This is a genomic window from Aneurinibacillus sp. REN35, from assembly GCF_041379945.2.
In the GTDB taxonomy this organism is placed as follows: Bacteria; Bacillota; Bacilli; order Aneurinibacillales; family Aneurinibacillaceae; genus Aneurinibacillus.
This window is the reverse complement of record NZ_JBFTXJ020000014.1, coordinates 86,022-109,317: the sequence shown is the minus strand read 5'-3', so window position 1 is coordinate 109,317 and position 23,296 is coordinate 86,022. Positions and strand designations below refer to the sequence as shown.

Annotated in this window: 26 protein-coding genes and 1 other annotated feature; all 26 genes read right to left on the bottom strand. The window is 47.7% G+C overall.

Going from position 1 to position 23,296, the window contains the following annotated elements; all coding sequences use genetic code 11:
• Positions 1 to 154: 154 nt before the first annotated feature.
• The gene (locus AB3351_RS20020) at positions 155 to 529 is read right to left on the bottom strand and encodes a hypothetical protein (protein ID WP_371148931.1); all 375 of its coding nucleotides are present in this window, start codon (positions 527 to 529) and stop codon (positions 155 to 157) included.
• Positions 530 to 614: 85 nt separating this feature from the next.
• Positions 615 to 1,898 (bottom strand): GTPase ObgE, encoded by a 1,284-nt coding sequence (gene obgE / locus AB3351_RS20015; RefSeq protein ID WP_371148930.1) that lies wholly within the window; start codon positions 1,896 to 1,898, stop codon positions 615 to 617.
• Between the two features lie 39 nt (positions 1,899 to 1,937).
• On the bottom strand, positions 1,938 to 2,486 hold the full coding sequence (locus tag AB3351_RS20010) for a Spo0B domain-containing protein (protein ID WP_371148929.1): 549 nt from the start codon (positions 2,484 to 2,486) through the stop codon (positions 1,938 to 1,940).
• A gap of 95 nt (positions 2,487 to 2,581) precedes the next feature.
• A complete protein-coding gene (locus tag AB3351_RS20005; RefSeq protein ID WP_371148928.1) occupies positions 2,582 to 4,294 on the bottom strand; it encodes a pyruvate oxidase in 1,713 nt (570 codons plus the stop codon).
• Positions 4,295 to 4,442: 148 nt separating this feature from the next.
• Positions 4,443 to 4,733 carry a 50S ribosomal protein L27 gene (gene rpmA, locus AB3351_RS20000; protein ID WP_043067342.1) on the bottom strand — a complete coding sequence of 97 codons (291 nt, stop codon included), beginning with the start codon at positions 4,731 to 4,733 and terminating at the stop codon, positions 4,443 to 4,445.
• 13 nt (positions 4,734 to 4,746) lie between these two features.
• Entirely contained in the window at positions 4,747 to 5,085 is a 339-nt protein-coding gene (locus AB3351_RS19995) for a ribosomal-processing cysteine protease Prp (RefSeq protein WP_371148927.1), read from the bottom strand.
• Positions 5,085 to 5,396 carry a 50S ribosomal protein L21 gene (gene rplU / locus AB3351_RS19990; protein ID WP_371148926.1) on the bottom strand — a complete coding sequence of 104 codons (312 nt, stop codon included), beginning with the start codon at positions 5,394 to 5,396 and terminating at the stop codon, positions 5,085 to 5,087. Before rplU ends, AB3351_RS19995 begins: the two co-directional genes overlap by 1 nt.
• Positions 5,397 to 5,410: 14 nt before the next feature.
• Positions 5,411 to 5,489: a sequence feature (ribosomal protein L21 leader region), on the bottom strand.
• A 78-nt stretch (positions 5,490 to 5,567) separates the two neighbouring features.
• Complete coding sequence (locus AB3351_RS19985) at positions 5,568 to 7,052, bottom strand: Rne/Rng family ribonuclease (RefSeq protein ID WP_371148925.1); 1,485 nt, start codon at positions 7,050 to 7,052, stop codon at positions 5,568 to 5,570.
• A gap of 41 nt (positions 7,053 to 7,093) precedes the next feature.
• Positions 7,094 to 7,939 carry a M50 family metallopeptidase gene (locus AB3351_RS19980; RefSeq protein WP_371148946.1) on the bottom strand — a complete coding sequence of 282 codons (846 nt, stop codon included), beginning with the start codon at positions 7,937 to 7,939 and terminating at the stop codon, positions 7,094 to 7,096.
• Position 7,940: 1 nt separating this feature from the next.
• Complete coding sequence (locus AB3351_RS19975; RefSeq protein WP_371148924.1) at positions 7,941 to 8,795, bottom strand: peptidoglycan DD-metalloendopeptidase family protein; 855 nt, start codon at positions 8,793 to 8,795, stop codon at positions 7,941 to 7,943.
• A gap of 147 nt (positions 8,796 to 8,942) precedes the next feature.
• Complete coding sequence (rodA, locus tag AB3351_RS19970; protein WP_371148923.1) at positions 8,943 to 10,073, bottom strand: rod shape-determining protein RodA; 1,131 nt, start codon at positions 10,071 to 10,073, stop codon at positions 8,943 to 8,945.
• Positions 10,074 to 10,106: 33 nt separating this feature from the next.
• Positions 10,107 to 10,904, bottom strand: a complete 798-nt coding sequence (gene minD / locus AB3351_RS19965) for a septum site-determining protein MinD (RefSeq protein ID WP_371148922.1) — start codon at positions 10,902 to 10,904, stop codon at positions 10,107 to 10,109.
• An 11-nt stretch (positions 10,905 to 10,915) separates the two neighbouring features.
• On the bottom strand, positions 10,916 to 11,671 hold the full coding sequence (gene minC, locus AB3351_RS19960) for a septum site-determining protein MinC (protein ID WP_371148921.1): 756 nt from the start codon (positions 11,669 to 11,671) through the stop codon (positions 10,916 to 10,918).
• Entirely contained in the window at positions 11,664 to 12,182 is a 519-nt protein-coding gene (gene mreD / locus AB3351_RS19955) for a rod shape-determining protein MreD (protein ID WP_371148920.1), read from the bottom strand. The genes minC and mreD overlap by 8 nt, the downstream gene beginning before the upstream one ends.
• Before the next feature lie 28 nt (positions 12,183 to 12,210).
• The gene (mreC, locus tag AB3351_RS19950) at positions 12,211 to 13,116 is read right to left on the bottom strand and encodes a rod shape-determining protein MreC (protein ID WP_371148919.1); all 906 of its coding nucleotides are present in this window, start codon (positions 13,114 to 13,116) and stop codon (positions 12,211 to 12,213) included.
• Between the two features lie 14 nt (positions 13,117 to 13,130).
• Positions 13,131 to 14,168 carry a rod shape-determining protein gene (locus AB3351_RS19945; RefSeq protein ID WP_371148918.1) on the bottom strand — a complete coding sequence of 346 codons (1,038 nt, stop codon included), beginning with the start codon at positions 14,166 to 14,168 and terminating at the stop codon, positions 13,131 to 13,133.
• A 101-nt stretch (positions 14,169 to 14,269) separates the two neighbouring features.
• Positions 14,270 to 14,983: a RadC family protein gene (radC, locus tag AB3351_RS19940; RefSeq protein WP_371148917.1), complete on the bottom strand. Its 714-nt coding sequence runs from the start codon at positions 14,981 to 14,983 to the stop codon at positions 14,270 to 14,272.
• Between the two features lie 89 nt (positions 14,984 to 15,072).
• Positions 15,073 to 15,678 (bottom strand): Maf family protein, encoded by a 606-nt coding sequence (locus AB3351_RS19935; protein ID WP_371148916.1) that lies wholly within the window; start codon positions 15,676 to 15,678, stop codon positions 15,073 to 15,075.
• A 206-nt stretch (positions 15,679 to 15,884) separates the two neighbouring features.
• Complete coding sequence (locus tag AB3351_RS19930) at positions 15,885 to 17,093, bottom strand: hypothetical protein (RefSeq protein WP_371148915.1); 1,209 nt, start codon at positions 17,091 to 17,093, stop codon at positions 15,885 to 15,887.
• Positions 17,094 to 17,180: 87 nt separating this feature from the next.
• The gene (locus tag AB3351_RS19925; protein ID WP_371148914.1) at positions 17,181 to 17,960 is read right to left on the bottom strand and encodes a pilus assembly protein PilO; all 780 of its coding nucleotides are present in this window, start codon (positions 17,958 to 17,960) and stop codon (positions 17,181 to 17,183) included.
• A 37-nt stretch (positions 17,961 to 17,997) separates the two neighbouring features.
• Positions 17,998 to 18,672, bottom strand: coding sequence for a PilN domain-containing protein (locus AB3351_RS19920; RefSeq protein WP_371148913.1), 675 nt, complete (start codon positions 18,670 to 18,672; stop codon positions 17,998 to 18,000).
• A 5-nt stretch (positions 18,673 to 18,677) separates the two neighbouring features.
• A complete protein-coding gene (pilM, locus tag AB3351_RS19915; protein ID WP_371148912.1) occupies positions 18,678 to 19,697 on the bottom strand; it encodes a type IV pilus biogenesis protein PilM in 1,020 nt (339 codons plus the stop codon).
• Positions 19,698 to 19,715: 18 nt separating this feature from the next.
• Positions 19,716 to 20,468 carry a prepilin peptidase gene (locus AB3351_RS19910; RefSeq protein WP_371148911.1) on the bottom strand — a complete coding sequence of 251 codons (753 nt, stop codon included), beginning with the start codon at positions 20,466 to 20,468 and terminating at the stop codon, positions 19,716 to 19,718.
• A 90-nt stretch (positions 20,469 to 20,558) separates the two neighbouring features.
• The gene (locus AB3351_RS19905; protein ID WP_371148910.1) at positions 20,559 to 21,011 is read right to left on the bottom strand and encodes a prepilin-type N-terminal cleavage/methylation domain-containing protein; all 453 of its coding nucleotides are present in this window, start codon (positions 21,009 to 21,011) and stop codon (positions 20,559 to 20,561) included.
• Positions 21,012 to 21,027: 16 nt separating this feature from the next.
• The gene (locus AB3351_RS19900) at positions 21,028 to 22,242 is read right to left on the bottom strand and encodes a type II secretion system F family protein (protein ID WP_371148909.1); all 1,215 of its coding nucleotides are present in this window, start codon (positions 22,240 to 22,242) and stop codon (positions 21,028 to 21,030) included.
• Positions 22,243 to 23,283 (bottom strand): type IV pilus twitching motility protein PilT, encoded by a 1,041-nt coding sequence (locus tag AB3351_RS19895; protein WP_371148908.1) that lies wholly within the window; start codon positions 23,281 to 23,283, stop codon positions 22,243 to 22,245.
• Positions 23,284 to 23,296: the final 13 nt, after the last annotated feature.

Here is a 23,296-nt window from a genome sequence, read left to right as displayed (position 1 = left end):
CCCGTTTTTGTATTCATCTTATACTACCGATGATGCACAGAAAATCTTTCACTTCTTTACAATATTTTTTGGCCGCATATGTACTCGATAAAAAAATGGGTCACCCTATTTTCGGGTAACCCATTCTGCTCTTCAACTTCACAATCCATCTGCTTTATTCGCCCGCTACATTGTGATACTCCTGCAGCGAATGTCCGATGCTGTTAATCGTCGGCGCATCAAACAATTGAGCGATTGCTGCTTCATCTGCTTCTACTTTCCCGGTCTCTTGAGCGTACCGGAAAATCTTCATGCTGCGCGTCGGCATATGATCAGCATAGTAGACGGACGCAGCCATGTATTCATCATACGTAATGAAGTGCCCGCCGTCCCCTTTGGAACGTACGACAAAGGCTTCTTCTGGTGTCATGAATACCGCTACGTCATCACCGCCAACATCCTGATAGTCTCTCACCATATACGGACGGTCATCATGCGGCCGGGGAATTTCCCAATTCGGAAATCGGCCACGAAGGTAATCTGCATGCATCTGTCTACCTCCTTTGCCATGTATTTCCGTATTTTTACCCGCTTGGCCACATACAATAAACCGTTTTTTAGCAAGAAGCTGCTTTTTAATCTACGAATTCAAATTCGAACTTACCGATACGGACAATATCTCCGTTCTCGGCACCCTTTTTACGCAGCGCAGCATCGACTCCCATATTGCGCATCATACGCGCAAAACGCTGGATGGAATCGTGACTGTTGAGGTTGGTCATTTTAACCAGCTTCTCAAGCTTCTCGCCCTCCACTACGAACATTTCATTCTCTCTTCGTACGGTGAATTCATCCTCTTCCCGCTCCGCCTTATACAGCACTGTCGTCTCTTCCTCAGCCACATCTTCAACCAATGCCGTTGTCGGGATTGCATCTAGCATATCTGCAACCTTATAGAGAAGTTCACGCACGCCGTCCTTGGTCGCAGCCGAGATCGGGAAGACCGGTATGTCTTCTCCCACCTTTTTACGGAATGCCGCCAGATTCTCTTCCGCACCCGGAATATCCATCTTATTGGCAGCAACTACCTGCGGTCGGTCTTCTAACTTCTTATTATAGAGCTTTAACTCTTCATTGATCTGCACATAATCATCATACGGATCGCGCCCTTCTGAACCGGACATGTCCACCACATGCAGAATCACCCGTGTCCGTTCTACATGACGCAGAAATTGATGACCTAGCCCTACGCCTTCATGCGCTCCTTCAATCAGTCCCGGCAGATCCGCCATCACAAAGCTGCGCTCTTCATCAATATCCACAACCCCGAGGTTCGGGGTGATCGTCGTAAAATGATATTCTGCAATCTTTGGACGGGCCGCCGATACAACGGATAACAGCGTAGATTTTCCGACGCTTGGAAAACCAACCAGACCAACATCTGCGAGCACCTTCAATTCAAGGCGAATATAGCGTTCCTGACCCGGCTCGCCATTCTCTGCGATTTCTGGTGCGGGGTTGGAAGGAGTAGCAAATCGGTTATTCCCGCGTCCGCCGCGGCCGCCTTTGGCAATAACAGCGCGTTGTCCATGCAGTACCAAGTCGGCAATAACCTGTTGGGTGTCGTCATCAATTACGGTTGTACCCGGCGGAACCCGAACCACCATGTCCTCTGCGCCGGCACCGTGCTGGCTTTTGGTTCGACCATTCTCGCCCCGTGCCGCCTTGAAGTGACGCTGATAGCGGAAGTCGATAAGCGTGCGCAATCCTTCATCTACTACGAATACGACATTGCCCCCGCGGCCTCCGTCACCACCGGCCGGACCACCGGCCGCCACATACTTTTCTCTGCGGAAGGCGACCATGCCGTTTCCGCCGTCGCCTCCTTTAACGTATACTCGTACGCTATCTACAAACATATGAATACCACCTTTTTGCATAATAACTTATCTGCATCTTTATCCAAGGGGAAATACGCACTCAAGCACCGATTCTGAAACCGTGTGAGGCATAAGCGTGACCGTGCTGCCCCACTCTTTCGCACGCGCTTTTATTTCATTCAATATAGGCGTAATGCCTGCAATGTCTAATTCACCTGCAAAGTCAGCCGCAACCTGCAGACTTCCCTCTTCCTGATGCAATGTCAGGAGCAGCGTGTTGCTTTGCCCGTCATTGTATAAGGCATACTGCTGATATAGCTTGACGATTGCTAGAATCAAGTCACCTATTCGCTGGCCATTCTTTAGCTCAAAAAGTGAAAACGAGACCGGAATCTCTACCTCAATGCGCATGTTATTATGCAGCGCATGAAACGACAGCAAATAAGCGACTAGCGGCGGATACTCCAGTCTGGATACAAGCGTATCCCGATTGGCTTCCCCAATAATCTTGCCTATGTATTCTTCGCACATCTCGTATTTTTCAAGTTTCAAGTATCCAAGAATGACTTGAATGTGATTAAGCCAGTCATGTCGTTGATGATTAATAACTTCGATTAACTCTTTCATACGAGCAATCTCCCTCTACTATGGCTTTTCTCTACATTTTACCATATCAAACCACAGGCGGATATGAGCGGCGCAAAGAAAGACACTTGTGGCCGCTAAAAACGAAGCAGCGGAGGCAAAGAGACTCTGCCTTCCTCCCATAACTCTTTTGCCAGATGCTTAGCATAACCAATCGCCTGCGTAGCCATCACCTTCGGCGGCATGGGAAGCTCATCGGCTTCCACCAACACATCAATAATGCACGCACGCTTTGCAGCCTGTGCCTCGCGAAGCGCCAAAAGCAAATCGTCTTTCTTCTCTACCCGAATACCCAAGGCACCACACGCTTTGGCATACGCCGCAAAATCCGGGTTCACAAGCCCCGTACCATACTCAAGGTTTCCCAGTACTTCCTGCTCAAACTTGATCATAGCGATTTTCTGATTATTAAATACGACAACAATAATCGGCAGCTCATATTTGACTGCTGTAACAAAGTCAGCCATCGTCATCGCAAAACCTCCGTCACCGCACAGAGCAAAAACTTGACGCTCTGGATAGGCAATCTGTGCAGCGATAGCACCGGGCAATCCACAACCAAGCGTAGCCAACCAACTGGACAGAAGAAAATGCTGATTGATGCAGCGGAAGTGACGAGCCGCCCATATGGTGACATTGCCAACATCACAGGAGAGAACAGCATCATCCTCAGCAATACTCTCTATCGCTCTGGCTGCATATTCCGGTAAAATCTTAGAATGCTCCGCTTCTTCCAATTCCTCCATCTTCTCCCACCACGCATCCATGCTTGTTTTGCACCAGGCGAGAAAGTCGCGATTCTCATGATATGTGATACGTTCGTGGAGTTGAGCAAGCGTATACTTTGTCTCCCCCACGATACCGATATCTACGGCATAGCGCTTTCCAATCTGGCTCGCATCCATATCAAGCTGAATCGTACACGCATTCTCCGGCAAGTAGGCGGTAAACGGATAGGAAGTGCCGATCATAAATAAAATGTCGGCTTTCTGCATGGCATCATAAGCTGGCTTTGTGCCGAGCAGACCAAGCCCGCCAAGGCAGTACGGATGCTCATCCGGGATCACACCTTTGGCGGGCAATGTCAGCACAATGGGAGCGCCAAGCTTCTCAGCCAATGCAAGCAATTCATCCCGCGCACCTCGCGCACCTCTTCCGGCCAGGATTACAATATTTTTCTCTGTTTGATTGAGTGCGGCACAGACCGCATCGACATCATGCGCAAGCGGTTGGATGGTTCCACGTGCTACGCGTGGCGAAGTATAACGGCTGTCTTTTTCCATTTCCTTATCCGGTATATTACCAGGGATCGTCAGAACCGCTACACCTCTCTTGGCATATGCGGTGCGTATTGCCTGATTCACCACGGCAGGCAACTGCACAGGAGAGATGATTGTCTGATTGTACACTGCCACATCAGAACAGAGCTGGTTGACATTCACTTCCTGAAAATAATCAAGCCCCATCACCGCGGTATCAACCTGCCCGCTGATCGCCAATACCGGCGCATGATCCAGCTTCGCATCGTATAAGCCATTCAACATGTGAATAACACCAGGGCCTGCTACCCCAAGACAAACACCAAGCTTTCCTGTCAGCTTGGCATACGCTGCCGCGGCCAATGCCCCCGCTTCTTCGTGGCGCACCTGAATGAAGCGGATTTCTTCCTGTCGCTGACGCAGCGCTTCAATGATTCCGTTAATGGAATCTCCCGGCATGCCATAGACGTGATCTACGCCCCACTCAATCAGTAAATCGACCAGTACATCGGCTCCTTTTTTGCGAAACACAAGCAAACACCCCTTTGGTTTTTGCCTTTAGTGTGGCAATGCAGGGGTTCTTTTACTCTTTCGCTTGAGCCAAAATAAAAACATGGCCAAAGCCCATGAAAAAAGACCGCTGACGTATGGCGTCAACGGTCTTTGGTTTCGCTCACTATTAAGCTTCGCTCGCTACCGGTTCAACAACCACTTGTTTGCGGTCGCGGCCCAGGCGCTTGAAGCGCACGATACCGTCAGACAGCGCAAACAGCGTGTCATCGCCGCCGCGGCCTACGTTTGCACCCGGATAGATCTTCGTACCGCGTTGACGGTACAGGATGTTACCCGCTTTTACGAACTGGCCATCCGCACGCTTTGCACCAAGGCGCTTGGCGATTGAATCACGGCCGTTCTTCGTGCTACCTACCCCTTTTTTAGAGGCGAAGAATTGAAGGTCCATTCTTAACATGAGAGCCACCTCCTCAATATTTCAATTTATCGGCAATCCGAACATACTTGTCATGACTTACGGCTACCGAATACAGTGAGGCAATCATTCCCTCAAGCAAAAGCTGCATCTTCGCCGCGAGTTCCGGTTCATACCCTTCCGGTACCTCCACGTCAAGAAAGCCGCCCTCACCCTGTACAGCCGGGAGCTCGATGTTCAATAACAATTCAATGGCGTTGATGCCTCCAAGAGAGATAGCAGATACTGCGGCACATACCAGATCCCTGCCGTAGTCGGCTGATTCGGCATGTCCACTAATCGTCACCTTCTCAATCGTCTCATCAGAGCGCCGCTTTACTTGCACCGTAATCATTATGCGTTAATGGCGTCGATAACAACCTTTGTGTAAGGTTGACGGTGACCTTGCTTACGACGGTAGTTTTTCTTTGCTTTGTATTTGTACACGATAATTTTCTTGCCTTTACCGTGACGTTCTACTTTTGCAGTAACAGTCGCACCTTCTACTACAGGAGCGCCCATTTTCACACCGTTGTCACCAGATACGAGCAGTACACGGTCAAAAGTCACTGTATCACCTTCAGCATCTGTCAGCTTCTCGATGTACAATTCTGTGCCTTTCTCAACCTTGTATTGCTTACCACCAGTTTCGATAATTGCGTACATTCGTTGCACCTCCTCCATATACTCAGACTCGCCGATATCCGGTGCGGTCCAAAGACCGGCTTACTAACCTTAATCGAGCGGTTGCAGTATGCTTGAGGTGTCAAGCACACTAGTCAACAGAAGATAGATTATCACATTCTTCCCTGAAAAGCAATCATTATCTCTAGACTGCTACTCCCCGATACGCTTACGTATCTCTTCATCACTTCCGGCATATACAATTTGATAATGACGCTGATCTACGGCCGGATTTTCCTTTATATAGACAGAAAGCCCGGTTCGCTCTGTAAGTTCGTCCACATAAGAGCGCTCGACAAAATACTGAACAATATGTGGATGCATCTCCACAAGCACAGCCTCTATGCGATCATCTCTGCTGTAGCCAAGCAGCTCGCGCTCAAGGATGCCGAGCAGTGTCTCTTCTGCGAGAATTCGTCCTTTTCCTTCGCAGCACGGGCATGTACGTAAAAGCACATCCGAGAGATTGTGCCGCTCTTTTTTACGCGTCATCTCCAGCAGCCCAAGCTGGGTAAACCCAAGCAGATGCGTCTTTGTCTTATCCTTGCGCAGCTCCACTTCCATGCATTCTCGCACACGGTCTCTATTTTTCTCTTCACCCATATCAATAAAGTCGATAATAATGATTCCGCCGATGTTGCGCAGCCTAAGCTGCCGCACGACTTCTCTGCATGCTTCGAGATTGGTCTTCACTACTGTCTGCTCTAGATCGTGGCTGCCCGTAAATTTGCCTGTATTCACATCAAATACGGTGAGCGCCTCGGTCTGATCAATCACAAGATATCCACCGCTCTTCAACCAGACCTTGCGCCGCAGCGCACGCTCTATCTCCCCATCCAAATCGTAGTGGGCAAATATATCCTCGCGCCCCGTATAAAGCGTAATCTTCTCGGCAATCTCCGGCTGATAGCGTCCAAGCAGAGAACGAAGCTCTGTATGGCGGAGGCGGCTATCAATTATTACTTCTTCCGTATCTTCACCGACGAAATCACGGACCACACGGGAAACAAGATCAAGATCCTCATACATCAGCTTGGGTGGACGAGCTTCCTTCTTCTCCGCCTGCGCTTGTTCAAAACGAGCCCGCAAAAACAAAATATCCGCCGCAAGCTCCGCACAGCTCACACCTTCTGCCAGCGTACGCAATATAACGCCTTCCTTCGGCCCAAGAATTCCGCTCACCGTCTCACGAAGACGCTCCCGCTCCTTTTCGCTCTGAATGCGGCGTGATACGCCGATATACGGCTCGTTTGGCAAATAGACAATATAGCGACCAGGCAAAGAGAGCTGCATCGTGACACGCGCTCCTTTTGTACCAAACGCCTCTTTGCTGACCTGAACCATAACTTCCTGGCCTTTTGTTATGAGTTCATTAATGGATGGCTTCCTTTTTTTCGTTCGCTCTACATCATGCAAGAGACAATCATCTACATATAAAAAAGCGTTCTTATCCATTCCAATATCAATAAAGGCAGCCTGCATACCAGGCAGCACATTTTCCACTTTGCCTTTATAAATATTACCTACGATCCGGCGATCTTCTGGACGTTCAATATATAATTCAACCAGCCGACCGCCCTCTAGCACAGCAACACGTGCTTCGCGTCCGGTGGCGTTGACGATAATCTTTCGCAACAATACAATAGCCCCCCCTTCTCCTAATCCTCTATATTATACCTTTAACGCACCAACTCCTCTACGGTGCTGTGCCGCCGGTTCTCGGAGAAGTAATAGGCAAGAAGGGCCTCTTCTGAGAAGACTGCATGAGGCAATGATTTCCCGTTTATGATGAATAAATGATAACTGTTTCGTTTCAATTGATTGACTGCCTGCGCAAGTGAAAGCAGCGGCGGTACCCGGATCAGCCGCTCCTTCCATGCATGATTTCCCTGCTCAAGACACGCCTGCCGCGCAAGCAGAAATCGAAGAAACTGATAATGACGCCGCCGATAAGCGACTATCGAGCTGAAAAATAAATAAAAAGAGATTGCCAGTCCATTGAGATGCGGTGTCGGCTCATAGGAAAGACTCCATACAAGAAGACCCATAGAACCAAGCAGACTGATATAGATCGAAGCAAGCATCGCCTGGCGGTACGGAAGAAACAGACTCACCGCTGTCTGTAGAACACGCCCTCCGTCAAGCGGCCAGATCGGCAGCAGGTTGAACATGCCGATGGTCATATTGCTGTACACAAAAAAAGCCGTCCAAGCAGACGACCATATGTCAAGCCAGAGAAGTCCCCAAGCAACAACAATCAACAATCCATTGACCAATGGACCTGAGAGAGCGACGACAATCTCCGCCCACGGATCTGTATTCCCCCACTCATCGATCTCAGCCACCCCACCGAATGGCAGAAGTTCCACCTTCCGGACCCGCCAGCCGTACCACCACGCGGCAGCAACATGTCCCAACTCATGCAGCAGTACAATGACAAATAAGGTGAGAACCTGGAGAAACTGCCCCAACATAAGCGCGCCAAGCATCATGAACCAGAATAGTGGATGAATATGCAGCATCATCCTATTCAAAACGAACCACACCTTGTGGATCGACGAATTGCTCGTTTTTCTTTACAGCAAAATATACAGGCTTGACAGCTTCTCCCTCCACGCCCGCTTTGCCGATGGATCGCTGAACCTCTATCCAATCATTCTCCTTCACATCAATCGCTGCGAGTCCCGCATACCACGTCTCCATTCCTTTGGCATGCTGGACAATCACGGTATTGCCTAATCCTTCCTTCTGTCCGGCAAACGTTACCCAGCCTTGATCAACAGCCCGGATTGCTGTCTCCTTAGGCATGAAATACAATCCGCTCCCCTGTTCTGCAAATGTCTGTACCACCTTACCGGAAGCCGGCCCCGCAAGCAGCCTGTTCTGCGACTGCAGCACAGGCTTCGCCTCATTGCCCATCGTTCCTACCGTCGGCAACAGCGTAGGAATCGCACCGAAGTTCTTCTCATACCATGCCGACATTCCAGCAAAATTATATGAACGGGACATCACTTCACTCATCACCGTCCGGTATTTCTCCACTCCTGGAAAAGACGTATGACTGATAACATATGCTAGACTCAACAGAAAAAACGAAGCGATCACTTTAATAAACAGCTTATCGCCCCGCTTCATCGGACCGTGTGAAGAAGAGAGAGTGGATGCGGTATGCTTGCGCTGTCGGTTTCGCTCTCGTTCCCTGTATGCTTCATGGCGCCAAGGTTCATCTCGTTCCCGATATACCGGTTCCATATATACGGGAGGCAGCTCTTCCCTTTCATCAAAAAAGTAGGAAGAGTACGTATCTTCCATTTCCTCGCGAAGCCTGCGTACCCTCTCCTCTCTTCTGCGTTTGATTCCGTCCGTATCAAAGTATGCCATCGCTTCCTCACTCCTTGCTTCCTTGTCCGTTTGTACAAGTGTATGAAGCGATACGGACGGGTAGTACCGAATAGGTAAATCAAACAAAAATGCGCCGTCTTACACAGCTTTACAGCAGCATAAGACAGCGCACCTTATTGTCGTACCTCATTCAAACATAAGCTTTTTCCTGCGCATACCAACATTTAGCACAATTCCCATGATGAAAAAATTCGTCACAAGCGAGCTGCCCCCATAGCTGATAAACGGCAGCGGAAGACCAGTAATCGGCATTAATTGAATCGTCATGCCAATATTCTCAAAGATCTGGAATACATACATCCCTATAACACCGGCAATGATATACATCCCAAACGTATCCTTGGCCTCCATCGCGATGCGAATCATCCGATAGATGAAGAAGAAGTAAATAAAAATCAGAATGCTAGAACCGATAAAGCCAAGTTCTTCGGCAATAACAGTGAATACGAAGTCACTCTCACCGACCGGCACCCATCCATTTCGCGCCTGCGTCCCTTGATTGATGCCCTTGCCAAGCAACTGGCCCGATCCAATCGCCGTAAGCGACTGCATCAATTGGTAGCCTTCCTTTGGATAGGCCTCCGGCTTAAGCCAGGACTCAATCCGCATCCACTGATATTCGTGCATAATATTTTCGAGAAAGAACGCTCTATGGAATGTAACGGTGTAGCCTAATGCACCGATAACAATCGCACCGACCATCCCTAATATAGCGAAGTATCGCATCGGTATACCTGCCACGATTAGCATGCTGACAAGAATCCCTATAAATACAAGCGCAGATCCGAGATCAGGCTGCTTTAAAATCAACAGCAACGGCACGCCAACCAAAAGAAAGATCGGGAATAATGCTTTTATATTATTCACCGATTCTTCCTTCTCATCCTTATTCGAAATATACTTGGCGACCGCTATAATGGTAAAGATCTTCATCAACTCAGAAGGCTGAAAGTCCACGAAGCCAAGTTGATACCAACTGTGCGCACCGCTTTTGGCAGGCATGAATAATACGCCGATAATCAGCACCAATCCAATGCCATACAGCATATATGCAAAGTTATTGAACACATGGTAATCAAACAGCAGAATGACTGCTAATATTGTAAACCCGATCGCATACCAGGCGACCTGCTTCCATTCATAGTTAGCCGTCGCTGTCGCACCGGAGATACCGATGAAGCTAAAAATCCCGAGACACATCAGCAGCAAAATTAATAACCAATCCAAGTTGCGTATATACTTTTTTTCGAAATCCATGCTTTATCCCCCGATGCTGTGTTCGCACCGCGTTTATTTGATACCGAATAACCGCTTCACTTTTTTGAAAAACCCTTCCGGTTCATCCATATTCAAAAACGGCACCGAATCGCCTAGAATGCGGCGTGCGATGTTGCGGTATGCGATCCCTGCTTTCGCTTCGTGATTCATTGCAACCGGCTCTTTTAAATTCAAATGTTTAATTACTTCCTCGTCATCCGGCACATAGCCAATCGGATCTACCGAGAGCATGGCGACGACATCATCAACATCAAGCATGTCACCTGTGCGTGTCATATGAGGCCGGATACGATTAACAACAAGATACGTCGCTGTAAGCTCTTCTCGCTCTAAGAGGCCAATAACCCGGTCCGCATCCCGAATGGATGAAATCTCCGGAGTTGTGACGACAATCGCCTTATCCGCGCCAGCGACCGCGTTTTTAAATCCCTGCTCAATGCCTGCGGGACAATCGATTAGCACATAGTCGAAGTCCGCCTTCAGGCGGTTTACCAGCTCCTCTACCTGCTCAGGTGTAACCGCCGATTTATCCTTCGTCTGTGCTGCAGGAAGCAGATAGAGTGCATCGTCGAATCTCTTGTCTTTGATCATTGCCTGATGCAATTTACAGCTACCTTCAATTACATCCACCAGATCAAAAATAATCCGGTTTTCCAATCCCATAACCAAATCCAGATTGCGCAGACCGATGTCCGTATCTATCATGCATACTCTCTTGCCCAACTGCGCAAGAGCTGTTCCTATATTCGCGGTGGTCGTCGTCTTGCCGACCCCGCCCTTGCCCGATGTAACCACAATGGCTTCACCCACGAGGATCCCCCCTATATGACAAACCGACCCAAGTCAGGTCGGATTTTATGCAATTGATTCATTTTTTCAATCGTCAATCGCCCTTCGGCAATGTACGCAAATTCCATATTCGTCATCTCTTCCGGATTACGGTCATCCGATGCAGGATTCATGATGCCTGCGATGCGCACCTGTGTCGGAAACATCTGATGTGCAGCGATAATGCACTTCTGATTTCCTTCACATCCGGCATGTGCCGCACCGCGCAGCGCACCGAGCACGAAAAGACTGCCCGTACACATGACCAGTGCACCCGAGTTAATATCACCAAGCAAAAGCAAATCCCCTTCATGGCGGATTACCTGCCCGGATCGTACCGTGCGCGCGTAGACACGCACCTGTGAAGCAAGCTTATCCCTTAGCGCTTCTTCCTTCGTAGTGACTTCAGACTCGATGGCTCGGACAACGAGATTTCCCCGCTGCTTCAGTATTTCCCGTATGCGCTGCTCCTGCTTCCCGGTCACATAACGCATCCCTAATCGAACATGAATGCTGATGATCGGACCAGCCAAAATCTGTTGGTGGCTTTTCTCAATCTTCTCCTGCAACTCTTCTAGAAGTTCGTCAAATGAGCAGGCATCGTCCAAAAGAAAAACGAGGCCTTCTTTGGTTCCTTTGATCACTACTTTTTGCTTTGTTTTCGTCATAGCCAAAGATCCACCCCATACTCTAACGTATTCGCTGCGCGAGCCGTCATTTCCTGCCGACTCCGTATCGCTCTTACGCAATCTCTTGATTCACCCTGGACTTTTTCGCAAGCTTACTCATTGGACGGAAAATTAGCATCGTAAACAGTGCATTAACGATGACAGTCGGCACAATCTCTTTCATAAACAATCCGCCCATATCCATGAAGGCACGGTTAAACAAATGATACAGTTGGTAGACAAGCCACTCGTTTATGAATACGACCACTAGTACGTTCACCAGCACCAGCAGCCAATTCTGGTGGAAGTAACGAGAAGTAAGGCCAGCCAAATACCCAAGCGTCGCTGTGGTAAATGCATTGACACCGATCACTTCCGTATACACCACATCATACAAAAGACCGAAGAACAAACCGAAGTACAGGGCTTGTCTTCGGCCAATATACAAGCCGATAAATATAACCCCTACGAGCACAAAGCGGGGAACGATGATCCAGGGAAGCCCCCACGCTTCCGGGGCAAACACCTGAGCAACCGTACCTTCAATGAGAAACAATACAAACATAACTATCGATATTGCGCCAATCTTCACTTGATATGATCCTGCCTTCCCCCGGTGCCTACTTACCGGCCTTCTTGGCATTCTGCTTCTGATCCTGCGGTGTCTGCTCAGGCTTCGCTACAAAATTACGCTTCACCACAAACACCTGCTCGATCTGATAGAAATTCGCAAGCGGTTTAACGCGTGCGGTCTGCGTCAAGCCGTAGTCCCCGTCTCCAACGGAGCTGACCTGTCCGATAATAAGCCCCGCTGGCATGACGCCACCCATACCGGATGTCGTCACATATTGACCGGGCGTAACCTTGAGATCACGCGTCTTCGGGATCTTACGCATAATCAATTCATGATTGTTAAGATCATAGCTCTCGATCACGCCATAAATCGCCTGATTGCCTTGGATAACGGCAGAGATATGATTCGCCTCTTCAATATCCATTAACAGCTCTACTTGGGAAGAGAAGGCTGATACACTCTGAATGCGTCCGATTAACGCCCCCTGCGCGGATACGACTGCCATATCCGGTTCAATGCCGTCATTTTTCCCCTTACCAATTGTCAGCATATTATTCCAGCGATCTGGCGTACGCGCAATTACATCCGCTACATACGGCTTGTTTCCACCAAGCTTATTCTCTGAAATGTTCATCATTGAACGCAGCTTCTCATTCTGACGTCGAAGTTCCTCCACTTCCACCTGAAGCTTCGCATGCTGATCAAGCTGGGATTTCAGCACTTTGTTCTCATCGTACACATAATAAATATGCTTAATATTATCGAAAAAGCCTGATACCATCGCTGCCGGTTTATATAAAATCCCCTGAACGAACGATACCGAATCCTTAGCAAATCGTTCCGGCCAAGTGGGAACAGGGCGCTCTTTTAACGTAGCGCCCATCACCGCAATCAGCACAATCAGGCCGATCAATATCGCGATCAATCGTTTATTCCCGAAAAAATTGGTCACTCCCTACCACCTGCTTACTTTCGTCCGGAACGCATCGTAATGCCGGACTTAGACTTAAACAAGTGAAGATTCTCAAGCGCGCGACCCGTACCGATCGCTACGCAATCGAGCGCATTCTCCGCTACGAGTACCGGCATGCCCGTCTCATCAGCCAGCAGCTTGTCCATATTACGCAGCAGCGCACCGCCACCGGTTAATACAATTCCACGATCCATAATATCAGCCGCAAGCTCCGGCGGACTCTTCTCCAGCGTAATTTTCACTGCGTCTACAATGCTTGCCACTGTCTCACTCAGCGCATCCGCAATCTCTTGTGCAGTAATCTCAATCGTCTTCGGCAGACCAGAAATCAAATCTCGGCCGCGAATGTCGAGCGTCTCCGGCTGCTCCGGTGGAATGGCAGAACCAATCTCCATCTTCAACGTTTCCGAAGTCCGCTCCCCGATCATAAGATTGTACTTTTTCTTAATATATTGGATGATCGCTTCATCCATCTCATCTCCGGCTACCCGAATTGATTTGCTTGTTACAATCCCGCCAAGCGAGATAATCGCTACTTCTGTCGTACCGCCACCAATGTCTACCACCATGCTTCCTGTCGGCTCCCATACAGGCAGATCCGCACCGATTGCTGCAGCGAATGGCTCTTCAATTGTAAACGCCTCACGCGCTCCCGCAAGCTTGGTTGCATCTTCTACCGCACGCTTCTCTACAGCAGTAATGCCGGAAGGTACACAGACCATAACGTTTGGCTTGCGCGAGAAAAGACCGCGGCTCTTCTGTGCCTGGTCGATGAAATAGCGCAGCATGGTTGCTGTCGTCTCAAAATCAGCGATAACACCGTCTTTCATCGGACGAACGGCTACGATATTCCCCGGCGTTCTTCCAATCATACTCTTTGCCGAATTCCCTACGGCCTCAATACTACCCGTATCTGTGCGCAATGCAACAACGGAAGGCTCCCGAACCACGATTCCTTTTGACTTCGCATATACAAGCGTATTGGCCGTGCCAAGGTCAATACCCATATCTCTATTAAAGCTACCAAACATTGGTGTAATTTCTCCCTTCATGATTAAGCGCGTATGTAATCGTACGACAACTATAAAATTATACTGAAAACACGTATATTTTCAATAAGCAAAATGATAGCTTATTGAAAATGTCCTTTTTCCTTTAAACTATAAAATTGCCCATCCCCAATAATGATATGGTCGAGCAGTTCAATTCCTAAAATACGGCCCGCTTCCTGCAGGCGGCGTGTAACGTCGATGTCTTCCCGGCTTGGGCTGGCATCCCCACTTGGATGATTGTGAAGGCATATCACAGAGGCACTACTACGGCGAATGGCTTCCTTGTAGACTTCGCGGGGATGAACAATGGATGAGTTCAAACTACCGATGAAAATCGTCTCTCTGCCGATGATATGATTTTTCGTATTGAGGTATAAGCAGACGAAATGTTCCTGGGTATGATAGCGCATCTCTTCCATCATAACATCTGCTGCATCCTTTGGTGAGCGAATCGTAATTCTATCGGAGAAATGTGCACTGCCCATACGCTTGCCTAATTCAAGGACTGCCATTAGAAGCAGAGCCTTAGCTGGACCAATCCCTTTTAAGGACGTTAATTCTTCAAAAGAGGCCGACTTCAGCCCACGCAGTCCTCCGACCTGGTTCAACACGCGACAGGAGAGCGACATGACTGATTCCTCAGCCGACCCGGTGCGCAGAAGAATCGCTAGCAATTCAGCGTTCGACAGCGCTCCGGGTCCTGCCTGCATCATTCTTTCTCGCGGACGATCCGACTCTGGTATCTCACGAAGCGTTGGATAATACTCTTGTGACAGCATGTCCATTTGTTTCATATGGATTCCCCATTTCGTTTACGTCTGGGGTTTTCATGCTGTCTTGCGTAAGGTGTCTCCCCTATAAGCACTGGCTGAGCGCGCAGCACCTACAGTAATTTTATACCAAATTCTTCCAAAAAGTCACTAGTTAATGCAACCGGAAGACCGACGACTGCAAAATAATCGCCGTCGAGGTGGGAGACAAGCGTCGCTCCGTATCCCTGAATGCCGTAGGCGCCGGCTTTATCCATCGGTTCACCTGTGGCAATGTAGCGGCGGATGCGATCTGGTGTAAGCTCGCGCATCGTTACATCCGTTGCACGATATCCCACTTTTTCTCTGCCCGTCACCGTATCAACTACACATAAACCGGTGTACACCGTATGTGTCCGGCCGGAGAGTCTTGATAGCATACGGAAAGCTTCTTCTTCATGCTCCGGCTTACCCAAAATCTCGCCGTCAACAACAACGACCGTATCCGAGCCAATAACCAGATACGATTCATCTTCGTTATCCGCGAGGGAAAATGCTACGTCCTGTGCTTTACGGCGGGCAAGAATGGTTACGAACTCATCGGGCGATACCTTTTCCTCGACGACTTCACTTGCTACACTCGGCTGTACGGTAAACGTCAGGCCAAGCCCGGTCAGCAATTCTTTACGTCTGGCTGATGCCGACGCCAGGACAATGGAAGGCTGGTTTGCTTTCGACAATATGATTCACCTGCTCCTACTCATTGATGCGACTTTACTGCGAATACACACTTCTTCTTCCTTATAGCCATATATCATACTAAGTTTAGCAAAGACATACGGGCAGTACAACAGCGAAAACCAGCCAATCTACATTACATTTCAATTTCAAAGAAAAAACACGAAAGATATGCTTCCTTCGTGTTTTTTCTACCCGTTTAATCAGGTTACCCTGCTAACGCCTGCTGCCATTGCTTATAAAATGAAATGAACCGGAGAATATTGTCTTCGGACTGCCACAAATATGCCTTATTTGGCTGATTGGCGAATTGCTGCAGTGTCGTAATAGCTGTCGTCATCTCATTCAGTGATTTCTGCAGCAGCGCCTTCGGCTTCTCCGGCAATACGGCTGTGGCGCTTCGGCCCCGCTGTAGAACCTCTCTATGCTGCGCAAGCACTTTATCAAGTTCAGCCTGTGGGATCTTCCCTTCTTTAAAGCCGCTTCCAATTACAAGGGATACGGTCTGAAACAGCCTTGCCTGCGCATCGCCAAGCTTCTGAATCTGTTCCACTTCACCCTGTGATAGCGCTTCTGGAACGGAGAGCGTCACCGTACCTGCAGGGAGGCTTCTCTCCTTAATGTATACTTCCTGCTTGGACGCCCGATACGCCTGGGCAAGCGATAGCGCGTCATCGCGTGAGGCGCTTACGCCAAGAAACAATATATGCTTGCCCGCCTCTTCCTCCATATGTGCGGGCCAGCCCTTCTGCTGAACTGCGGTACGTTCCTGCTGCGCCCCATCTTTCGTGCTAAATACTCCGCCCTGTACGATATACAGCGGAACAACCGGAAGCGTTAAGGTCAAAGGCTTTGTTTTTGGAGCACTAGCTACAGGTGGTGCAGAAGCGGCGGGGCCTGCTTGTTCTGTCTTCGGTGCTGTCTTCCCGAGTTCTTGTATGGCCAACTTTCCTTGCTGCTGTTGCTGTGCTTGTCCCACAACAATAGGTGCCTTCTCCTCTTCTGCTCTTGGCGCTTCTGAAGTGAAGGTCTGCAGAACCACATAGCCAAGCAGAAGTCCGATCATCACCGCGCCGCCAGCTACCGCCGAAAGACGAAAGAGATTCTTAGGAGGTCTAAATGTATGTCCTGTCCACTTTTTTCCCGAAAGCAATGATTTGCGTCCCGGTGTAAAGCGGATGGTATTGATTTCTTCTATGTTCAGTTCGGGGATGCTCGAAATAATAGGTTCAATGACCGGATGACCTGCTGCCGTATTCTCAGCTTCTGCTTCGGGTTGTGTGCGGGTGATTTCTACTTTGGCTGTGTTGAGCTTGATGATAGGCTGAGGCGGTGTATCAAGTGTGCGGGTCCCGGATCGGAGCGGCTCTATCTTCGGCTTGATACGGATTGTGTACTCCGGGCTTTTCTTCATCATGAAGCGTCTCCCTTCCTAAAGAAAGTGTCCTTAGTCCACTGTATGAGATACGCTCTTTATTTATGAATGAAAAAACGCCCTGCGCGATTACTGTGCGGAAGGCGTTGGATTTTGTATGTTTTCTTTTTTGATCACTGGATACTGTGTCGGGTCCCACTTACCGGATGGCGGCTCTACATTCACAGGCGGCAGCTTGTCTAGAAGCGACGCGTACTGTGGTGCATAATAGCTTGTTAGCTTCAGTGAAGCCGTTAGATTTTTGTCTTTTGGAATTTGAAATTCGTCTTTTTCCGGTGAGGTAAATGTTAGCATATCCACACGCAGATAACGGGATAAATCCTGCGCTTCAGTAACAAAATTATAGATATTCTTATACTCGCCTTTAATCGCTAACGTTATCTCAATGCTTTTGATGGTTACAGGTGGAAGTGCATTCTGTGCAGCTTGAACATTAATCGCCTGCTTGCTTTTCTGCTGCGGAACCTGTCCCTGTCTCGCGGCCTGCGGAATGAACTGGTTCGGAAGTTCCTGTACTTTAACCTCTTTCTCTTCTTCAAAGGTTGCATTTTCAATCTGAAGCTCACCTAACGACTGCAGCTTGCCCAAGTCCAAAATCAATTGATCTGTATACGGCTGTACCGGGATAAGTTCTGCGATTCGCTTCACCTGCTCTTGGGGCGGTGTCGTTTCTTTCTTCTCGACCCGTTTGAGTATGCTCTGCGTCTGTGCTTTTAACTGCTCTACCCGCATTAATGTCTGTTCCTTCTCCTTTTGCAACGGAACATAATACATATAATAATATGCGGCAAGCAGGACAAAAAGCATCGCAACCATAATCAAGATATATTGGCGCTCCTTCTCTCCCATGCTGCCCACCTACTTTACACTTTCATTTCTTCCTGCCCTACTGTTTGGTTGTAGCTGCGGGCGAACCTGACTGTCCAGGCGTAGTCTTCTGCGCCGCTTCAATACTTTTTGCGTCAATCGTAACAGCAAGTACCTCGAATGTCGCCTCGTAGCGCGGCAATATCTCACCGCCTACAATCTGTAAGGAAGAAGACATCGGATTCCCTTCTTCATCGACAGGTCCTTTCCATTCAATAGGAGCGGCTGCAATGGTTTTGACCGAAGCCTTCACCACACGATCAGATTTCTGCAGATTATGAAGATATGCAGCTACATCATCGTATTGTTCAAAATTGCCCTGCAGGGTAATCTTGCCATCTGAATTGTATGTAACCTGACCTAATTTTCCATTCTTCGGCAGATTACGTGCCAGTTCATCCAACATCAACGTCGTCGGATAAAAAAGATGCTGTAATTTATTTGATAGATCGAGGTAGCTCTGCAGTGAGTTCGATGTATTCCCCTGCGTTACCCTTTGCTCTGCATTAGCGAGCACCTTCTCTTGCTCCTGTACCTCTTTATTGAGAAGCACGATTTCCTGCTTGGTCAGATAATAGCTTACGCCAAAGTATGACGCCGCTGAAAGCCAGATCATAAACAAGACAAGATAGATAAGAAGATCCTTTGAGAATTTAGTTTTTCGCTGCGGAAGCAGATTAATATCAATACCCACTGCGCTCAACCTTTCATTGATAACCCGATAGGGACAGTATACGCTTGCACCTCTGTTTCTTCCGCAAAAGGATGGACTATATGTCCTACCGGGAGCGAAAGAACCTCTACGTTCACAAGCCTTTCCCGAATAAAGGGAATGAGCGGTTCCTGATAAGGAAATTCACCGGTCACATAAAGCTTCTCAACACGAGTACCATCGTTTTTCATCGTAAATTGATAGAAATTAATCACACGCTCTACTTCTCGGAACAATTCTACAGCGAATGACTCTGCCATCCCTTCTTCTTCTAGCTTTTGTTTATGCACTGCCAGATCGAGGGGAATGTTACGCACAAATTCAGGAATACCTTCTTTAAAAAAGGACACATTGACTGTGTGATTATTCGCCTGCATATACATCGTACATCCTTCTTCCTCTTCAAAATGATACGAGGATAGTACACGATACAGGGCTAACGGCTCAATATCTACAGCCTCAAGTCGAAGCTTCAGCTCAGAGAAAATATATGTGTATTGATCGATTAAATCTCCTGGTGCTGCAATTACTAGATACTGATCCATCCACTCCTCTTCCCCGCCTTCTTCCACAGGCTCAGCTTTCACTTCTTCCTCTAGCTTATAGAAGTCAAAATAGGGCCTAGAAAAAGGGAGATGAACCGTTGACTCTAGCTCTACTTCTAATAGTGGTCGTATCTCCTTCATTGGCAGCTTTGGCAGCGAAACTTTGCGGATGATAACCAAAGAAGTTGGAACGGATAACACAATCTTTTTTCGCTTTAGCTTGGTATTCCTCATCCCAACTTCCAACTGTTCAACTGCCTTTTTCTCATCTATTAGTTTACCGCCACGGACAATGCCCGCCTCTAACTCAATGAACCCTGCTTGTCGGACCTGGATGCGTGAAGCGGTCGCTCGTGCCTCCGCATAGCGAAGCCCCTCATCTGTAATTGTCATTCCTACATACCCCGACTTATTCTTAGGGCCGAAGGATGGAAAGCGAAGCGTTGGTAGCTTCCATTTCATCGCATCTTTCTCCTTATATCACAAATATACAAAAGTATTCATATACCAATTGATAATCTCATAGCCGCTAAACAAAGACACGAGACCTGCTAGCGCAATGAACGGACCAAAGGGGATTTCGGTCTTTCTGCCCGCGCCCTTGATCATCATTAATAGAATACCATATAAGGTGCCAAAAAAGGTAGAAAGAAGAATTGTGACAAAAAGCAGCGGATACCCAAGAAAAAGGCCAATGACTGCCATCAGCTTAATGTCTCCGCCTCCCATACCACCGCGTGAAACAATCGCAATGAGTAGAAAAATCCCAAATCCCAATACCATCCCAAGTAGATGGGTAAGATAGGTCTCATTGGGATGAATAAAAAATCGAAGAATAAGAAATAATGCTAGAAACGGAAATACAACACGGTCTGGGATGATCCGATATGCTAGATCAGACACTGTAATAACAACAAGCAAGGAAATGAAAAGCAGCGCCATCATCGTCTCCCATGTGAAGCCAAAGAAATAATAGGCCATCGCGAACAGGATGCCTGTAGCAAGCTCCATAATCGGATAGATTGGTGATATAGGCTGCTTACAAAAACGGCATTTCTGGCCATTATATATATACGAGAGAACTGGGAGTAAGTCTCGCGCCCGCAGACGATTGCTGCAATTCGGACAATGCGACGGTGGATGGATAATCGATTGTTTCTTCGGAATACGCAGGCCAACGACGTTGAAGAAGGAGCCGAAGATGAGGCCATAGAGAAAATAAATTACATACATAAATGGTACAACAACTCCTTAATAACAACTTTCCTAGAAAAGAATAAGACTCCTCTTTTAAAGGAGTCCTTTCTATATTAATTAATTAACTTAATTAGTTTTTAAATTATCATTATTTATTTGCTCTTTAGTTCTATGATCTACATAAAGAGTAGTCGAATTAGATCCCAGTGTAACCGTAAATACTCCTGCGTTTTTCTGTACAACAATATAGCCATAGTTAGCACTGCTCTGCGTAGGATCTTTTGGAATAGCATCTAAGTACCCATTTGCAACTAAAGCTTGATCTGGTTTGAGATTATTATCAGATGCATCCGTAGCAATTGTAAAATTACCGCCACCTTGATTTTTATCTACATCATATAATCTAGCTGCATCAAGTATCATAAGTGCATTGGCTTTGTGTGCTTTTGTCTTCGAATTTTCAATAATTCCCCCAATAGATGGAATCGCAATTGCGGCAATGATACCTAAAATCACGATAACCGCTAACAGCTCAATCAACGTCAAACCACGCTGATTCTTTACATACTTCTTTAACATCTCTTTTTCCTCCTCTTTATTTCACCTGATTGAATATCTCAAACATCGGAACCATAATGGAAAGCACAATCGCCCCGATGATGACAGCCAGTGCTACGATCATAACCGGCTCAATCAACGCCTTTACTCGGTCTACCATCGCTTCTACTTCCGCTTCATAAAAATCTGCAATCTTCTCTAACATCGTGTCCATTGAACCTGTCTCTTCCCCGATTGCAATCATATGCGTAACCAATGGTGGAAACACCCAGGATTTCTTTAATGGTTCAGACAACGGCCTCCCTTGTCGTAAACTATCCTTTGAAGCCGCCAATGCTCGGCCTACAACCAAGTTATCGGCAACATTCTCAACAATTGTAAGGGACTGAAGAACCGGAACTGAGCTTGTGAATAGCGTGCTTAATGTCCTGGTAACCCGGGCTAATGAACCCTTTTGAAATAAACCACCAAATATAGGCATCTTCAAAATTCCATAATCGAATAGATAACGCCCGCGCGGTGTGCGTAGAACCATCCGAATCAAGAAGATACTTACTATAACAACAGCAAGGTAGACATACCACGTGTGAATTAGACTATTACTTATCGCAAGCACGAATTTTGTAATAGCTGGAAGCTCAGCATGAAAGCTAGAAAACATGCCAACAAACATCGGTACAATGTTTGTGAGAAGAAAGATCGTTACAATCACCGTTAAAAAAAGCATAACGATCGGATACATCATCGCTGACTTGATCTTCTCTTTGGTGTAATGGGATTTCTCATAGAAAGTAGCCATCCGATCAAGCACAATCTCCATATTCCCTGATGCTTCTCCTGCCCGAAGCATACTGAGAAACAGCGGCTCAAATATCTTCGGGTGCTTGGCACATGCTTCAGATAGCTGACTGCCTTGCTGAATATCTCCCGCCGCTTCACTCAATACTCTGCGCAATTCCTTGCTTTCACTCTGCTGCGATAAAATATGAATACTGTCGACAATGCCTACCCCTGCGCGGATCAGCGTAGCAAGCTGGCGTAAGAATACGACAAAGTGCTGACTTTTTACAGGACGAAAGAGAGTAATCGAGATTTCCTTTTGCAGGACGCTTTGTTTCTCTTCCATAATGGAGGATACATAGACACCGCCTTGCTTTAATTCCGACACAGCAGCAGCCTTGCTAACAGCCTCGATTTTCCCTTTTTGCTTCTTCCCGCTTCTTGCGATCGCTTCGTATGAGAAAGTGGGCATCTATTCTGCCACCCTTTCACTTAGATGATGCTCTACTGCCTCGCGAGAGATCAGATTTTGAGACAATAATTCCTTAATCGACATCTCCATCGTATGCATCCCCTGATCTCTGCCCGTCTGCATCAAGCTTTTGATCTGATGCACCTTCTCCATCCGAATCAAGTTAGCTATGGCAGGCGTATTAACAAGAATTTCTGTTGCCGCCATGCGTCCACCGCCAATTTTGGCAAAGAGACGCTGTGAGACAATGCTGACCAGCACGGACGCCAATTGTATACGCATCTGCGGCTGCTGGTTGCCGGGAAATACATCGATGATCCGATCAATCGTCTGTGGTGCGTCAGACGTATGCAGGGTTGCAAAGACTAAATGCCCTGTCTCAGCAGCCGTAATCGCTGTACTAATCGTCTCTAAATCACGCATCTCCCCAACAAGAATGACATCAGGGTCTTGTCGAAGAGAAGCACGAAGCCCACTGGCAAAATCTTTCGTATCAAATCCTACTTCACGTTGATTGACGACGGAGAGCTGATGTTTATGCAGGTATTCAATTGGGTCTTCAAGCGTCATTATATGTTTGCGCATATGCTTGTTGATATAGTCAATCATCGCGGCAAGCGTAGTAGACTTCCCGCTTCCTGTCGGGCCTGTGACCAGTACCAGACCTTGTGGCTTATGGCAGAACTTCCGTAATACGGGAGGAAGCTGTAATGATTCTAGTGAAGGAATTCCCGCAGGCACTACCCGCGCTACCAAGCTAATACAGCTTCGTTGGTGATACGCATTTACCCGAAAGCGCGAAACCCCAGGTAAACCGTATGAGAAATCAAGCTCTCCTTTCTCTAAAAAAGTAGGATACAGATTCTCTTTAATAACTTCCTTCGCCATAGCCTCCGTATCTCCCGGAGTTAACGGCACCATATCAAGCCTTCGCAGCTCACCATCAATGCGAAAAATAGGAGCTGAGCCAACTGTTATGTGAAGATCGGAAGCTCCCTTTTCATAGGCATATCTTAACAGTTTCTTGATGTCTAAGCTCATTATACTCCTCCTA

Coding starts and splice junctions, on each gene's coding strand:
- AB3351_RS19995 (WP_371148927.1), bottom strand. CDS start 5,085: ATGATTACGGTGCAAGTAAAGCGGCGCTCTGATGAGACGATTGAGAAG.
- rplU (WP_371148926.1), bottom strand. CDS start 5,396: ATGTACGCAATTATCGAAACTGGTGGTAAGCAATACAAGGTTGAGAAA.
- obgE (WP_371148930.1), bottom strand. CDS start 1,898: ATGTTTGTAGATAGCGTACGAGTATACGTTAAAGGAGGCGACGGCGGA.
- AB3351_RS19945 (WP_371148918.1), bottom strand. CDS start 14,168: ATGTTTGGTAGCTTTAATAGAGATATGGGTATTGACCTTGGCACGGCC.
- pilM (WP_371148912.1), bottom strand. CDS start 19,697: ATGAAATGGAAGCTACCAACGCTTCGCTTTCCATCCTTCGGCCCTAAG.
- AB3351_RS19905 (WP_371148910.1), bottom strand. CDS start 21,011: ATGTTAAAGAAGTATGTAAAGAATCAGCGTGGTTTGACGTTGATTGAG.
- radC (WP_371148917.1), bottom strand. CDS start 14,983: ATGAAACAAATGGACATGCTGTCACAAGAGTATTATCCAACGCTTCGT.
- rpmA (WP_043067342.1), bottom strand. CDS start 4,733: ATGTTAAGAATGGACCTTCAATTCTTCGCCTCTAAAAAAGGGGTAGGT.
- rodA (WP_371148923.1), bottom strand. CDS start 10,073: ATGGATTTCGAAAAAAAGTATATACGCAACTTGGATTGGTTATTAATT.
- AB3351_RS19895 (WP_371148908.1), bottom strand. CDS start 23,283: ATGAGCTTAGACATCAAGAAACTGTTAAGATATGCCTATGAAAAGGGA.
- AB3351_RS20020 (WP_371148931.1), bottom strand. CDS start 529: ATGCATGCAGATTACCTTCGTGGCCGATTTCCGAATTGGGAAATTCCC.
- AB3351_RS19975 (WP_371148924.1), bottom strand. CDS start 8,795: ATGGCATACTTTGATACGGACGGAATCAAACGCAGAAGAGAGGAGAGG.
- AB3351_RS19925 (WP_371148914.1), bottom strand. CDS start 17,960: ATGGGAGAGAAGGAGCGCCAATATATCTTGATTATGGTTGCGATGCTT.
- AB3351_RS19930 (WP_371148915.1), bottom strand. CDS start 17,093: ATGATGAAGAAAAGCCCGGAGTACACAATCCGTATCAAGCCGAAGATA.
- AB3351_RS20010 (WP_371148929.1), bottom strand. CDS start 2,486: ATGAAAGAGTTAATCGAAGTTATTAATCATCAACGACATGACTGGCTT.
- AB3351_RS19910 (WP_371148911.1), bottom strand. CDS start 20,468: ATGTATGTAATTTATTTTCTCTATGGCCTCATCTTCGGCTCCTTCTTC.
- AB3351_RS19980 (WP_371148946.1), bottom strand. CDS start 7,939: ATGATGCTGCATATTCATCCACTATTCTGGTTCATGATGCTTGGCGCG.
- AB3351_RS19900 (WP_371148909.1), bottom strand. CDS start 22,242: ATGCCCACTTTCTCATACGAAGCGATCGCAAGAAGCGGGAAGAAGCAA.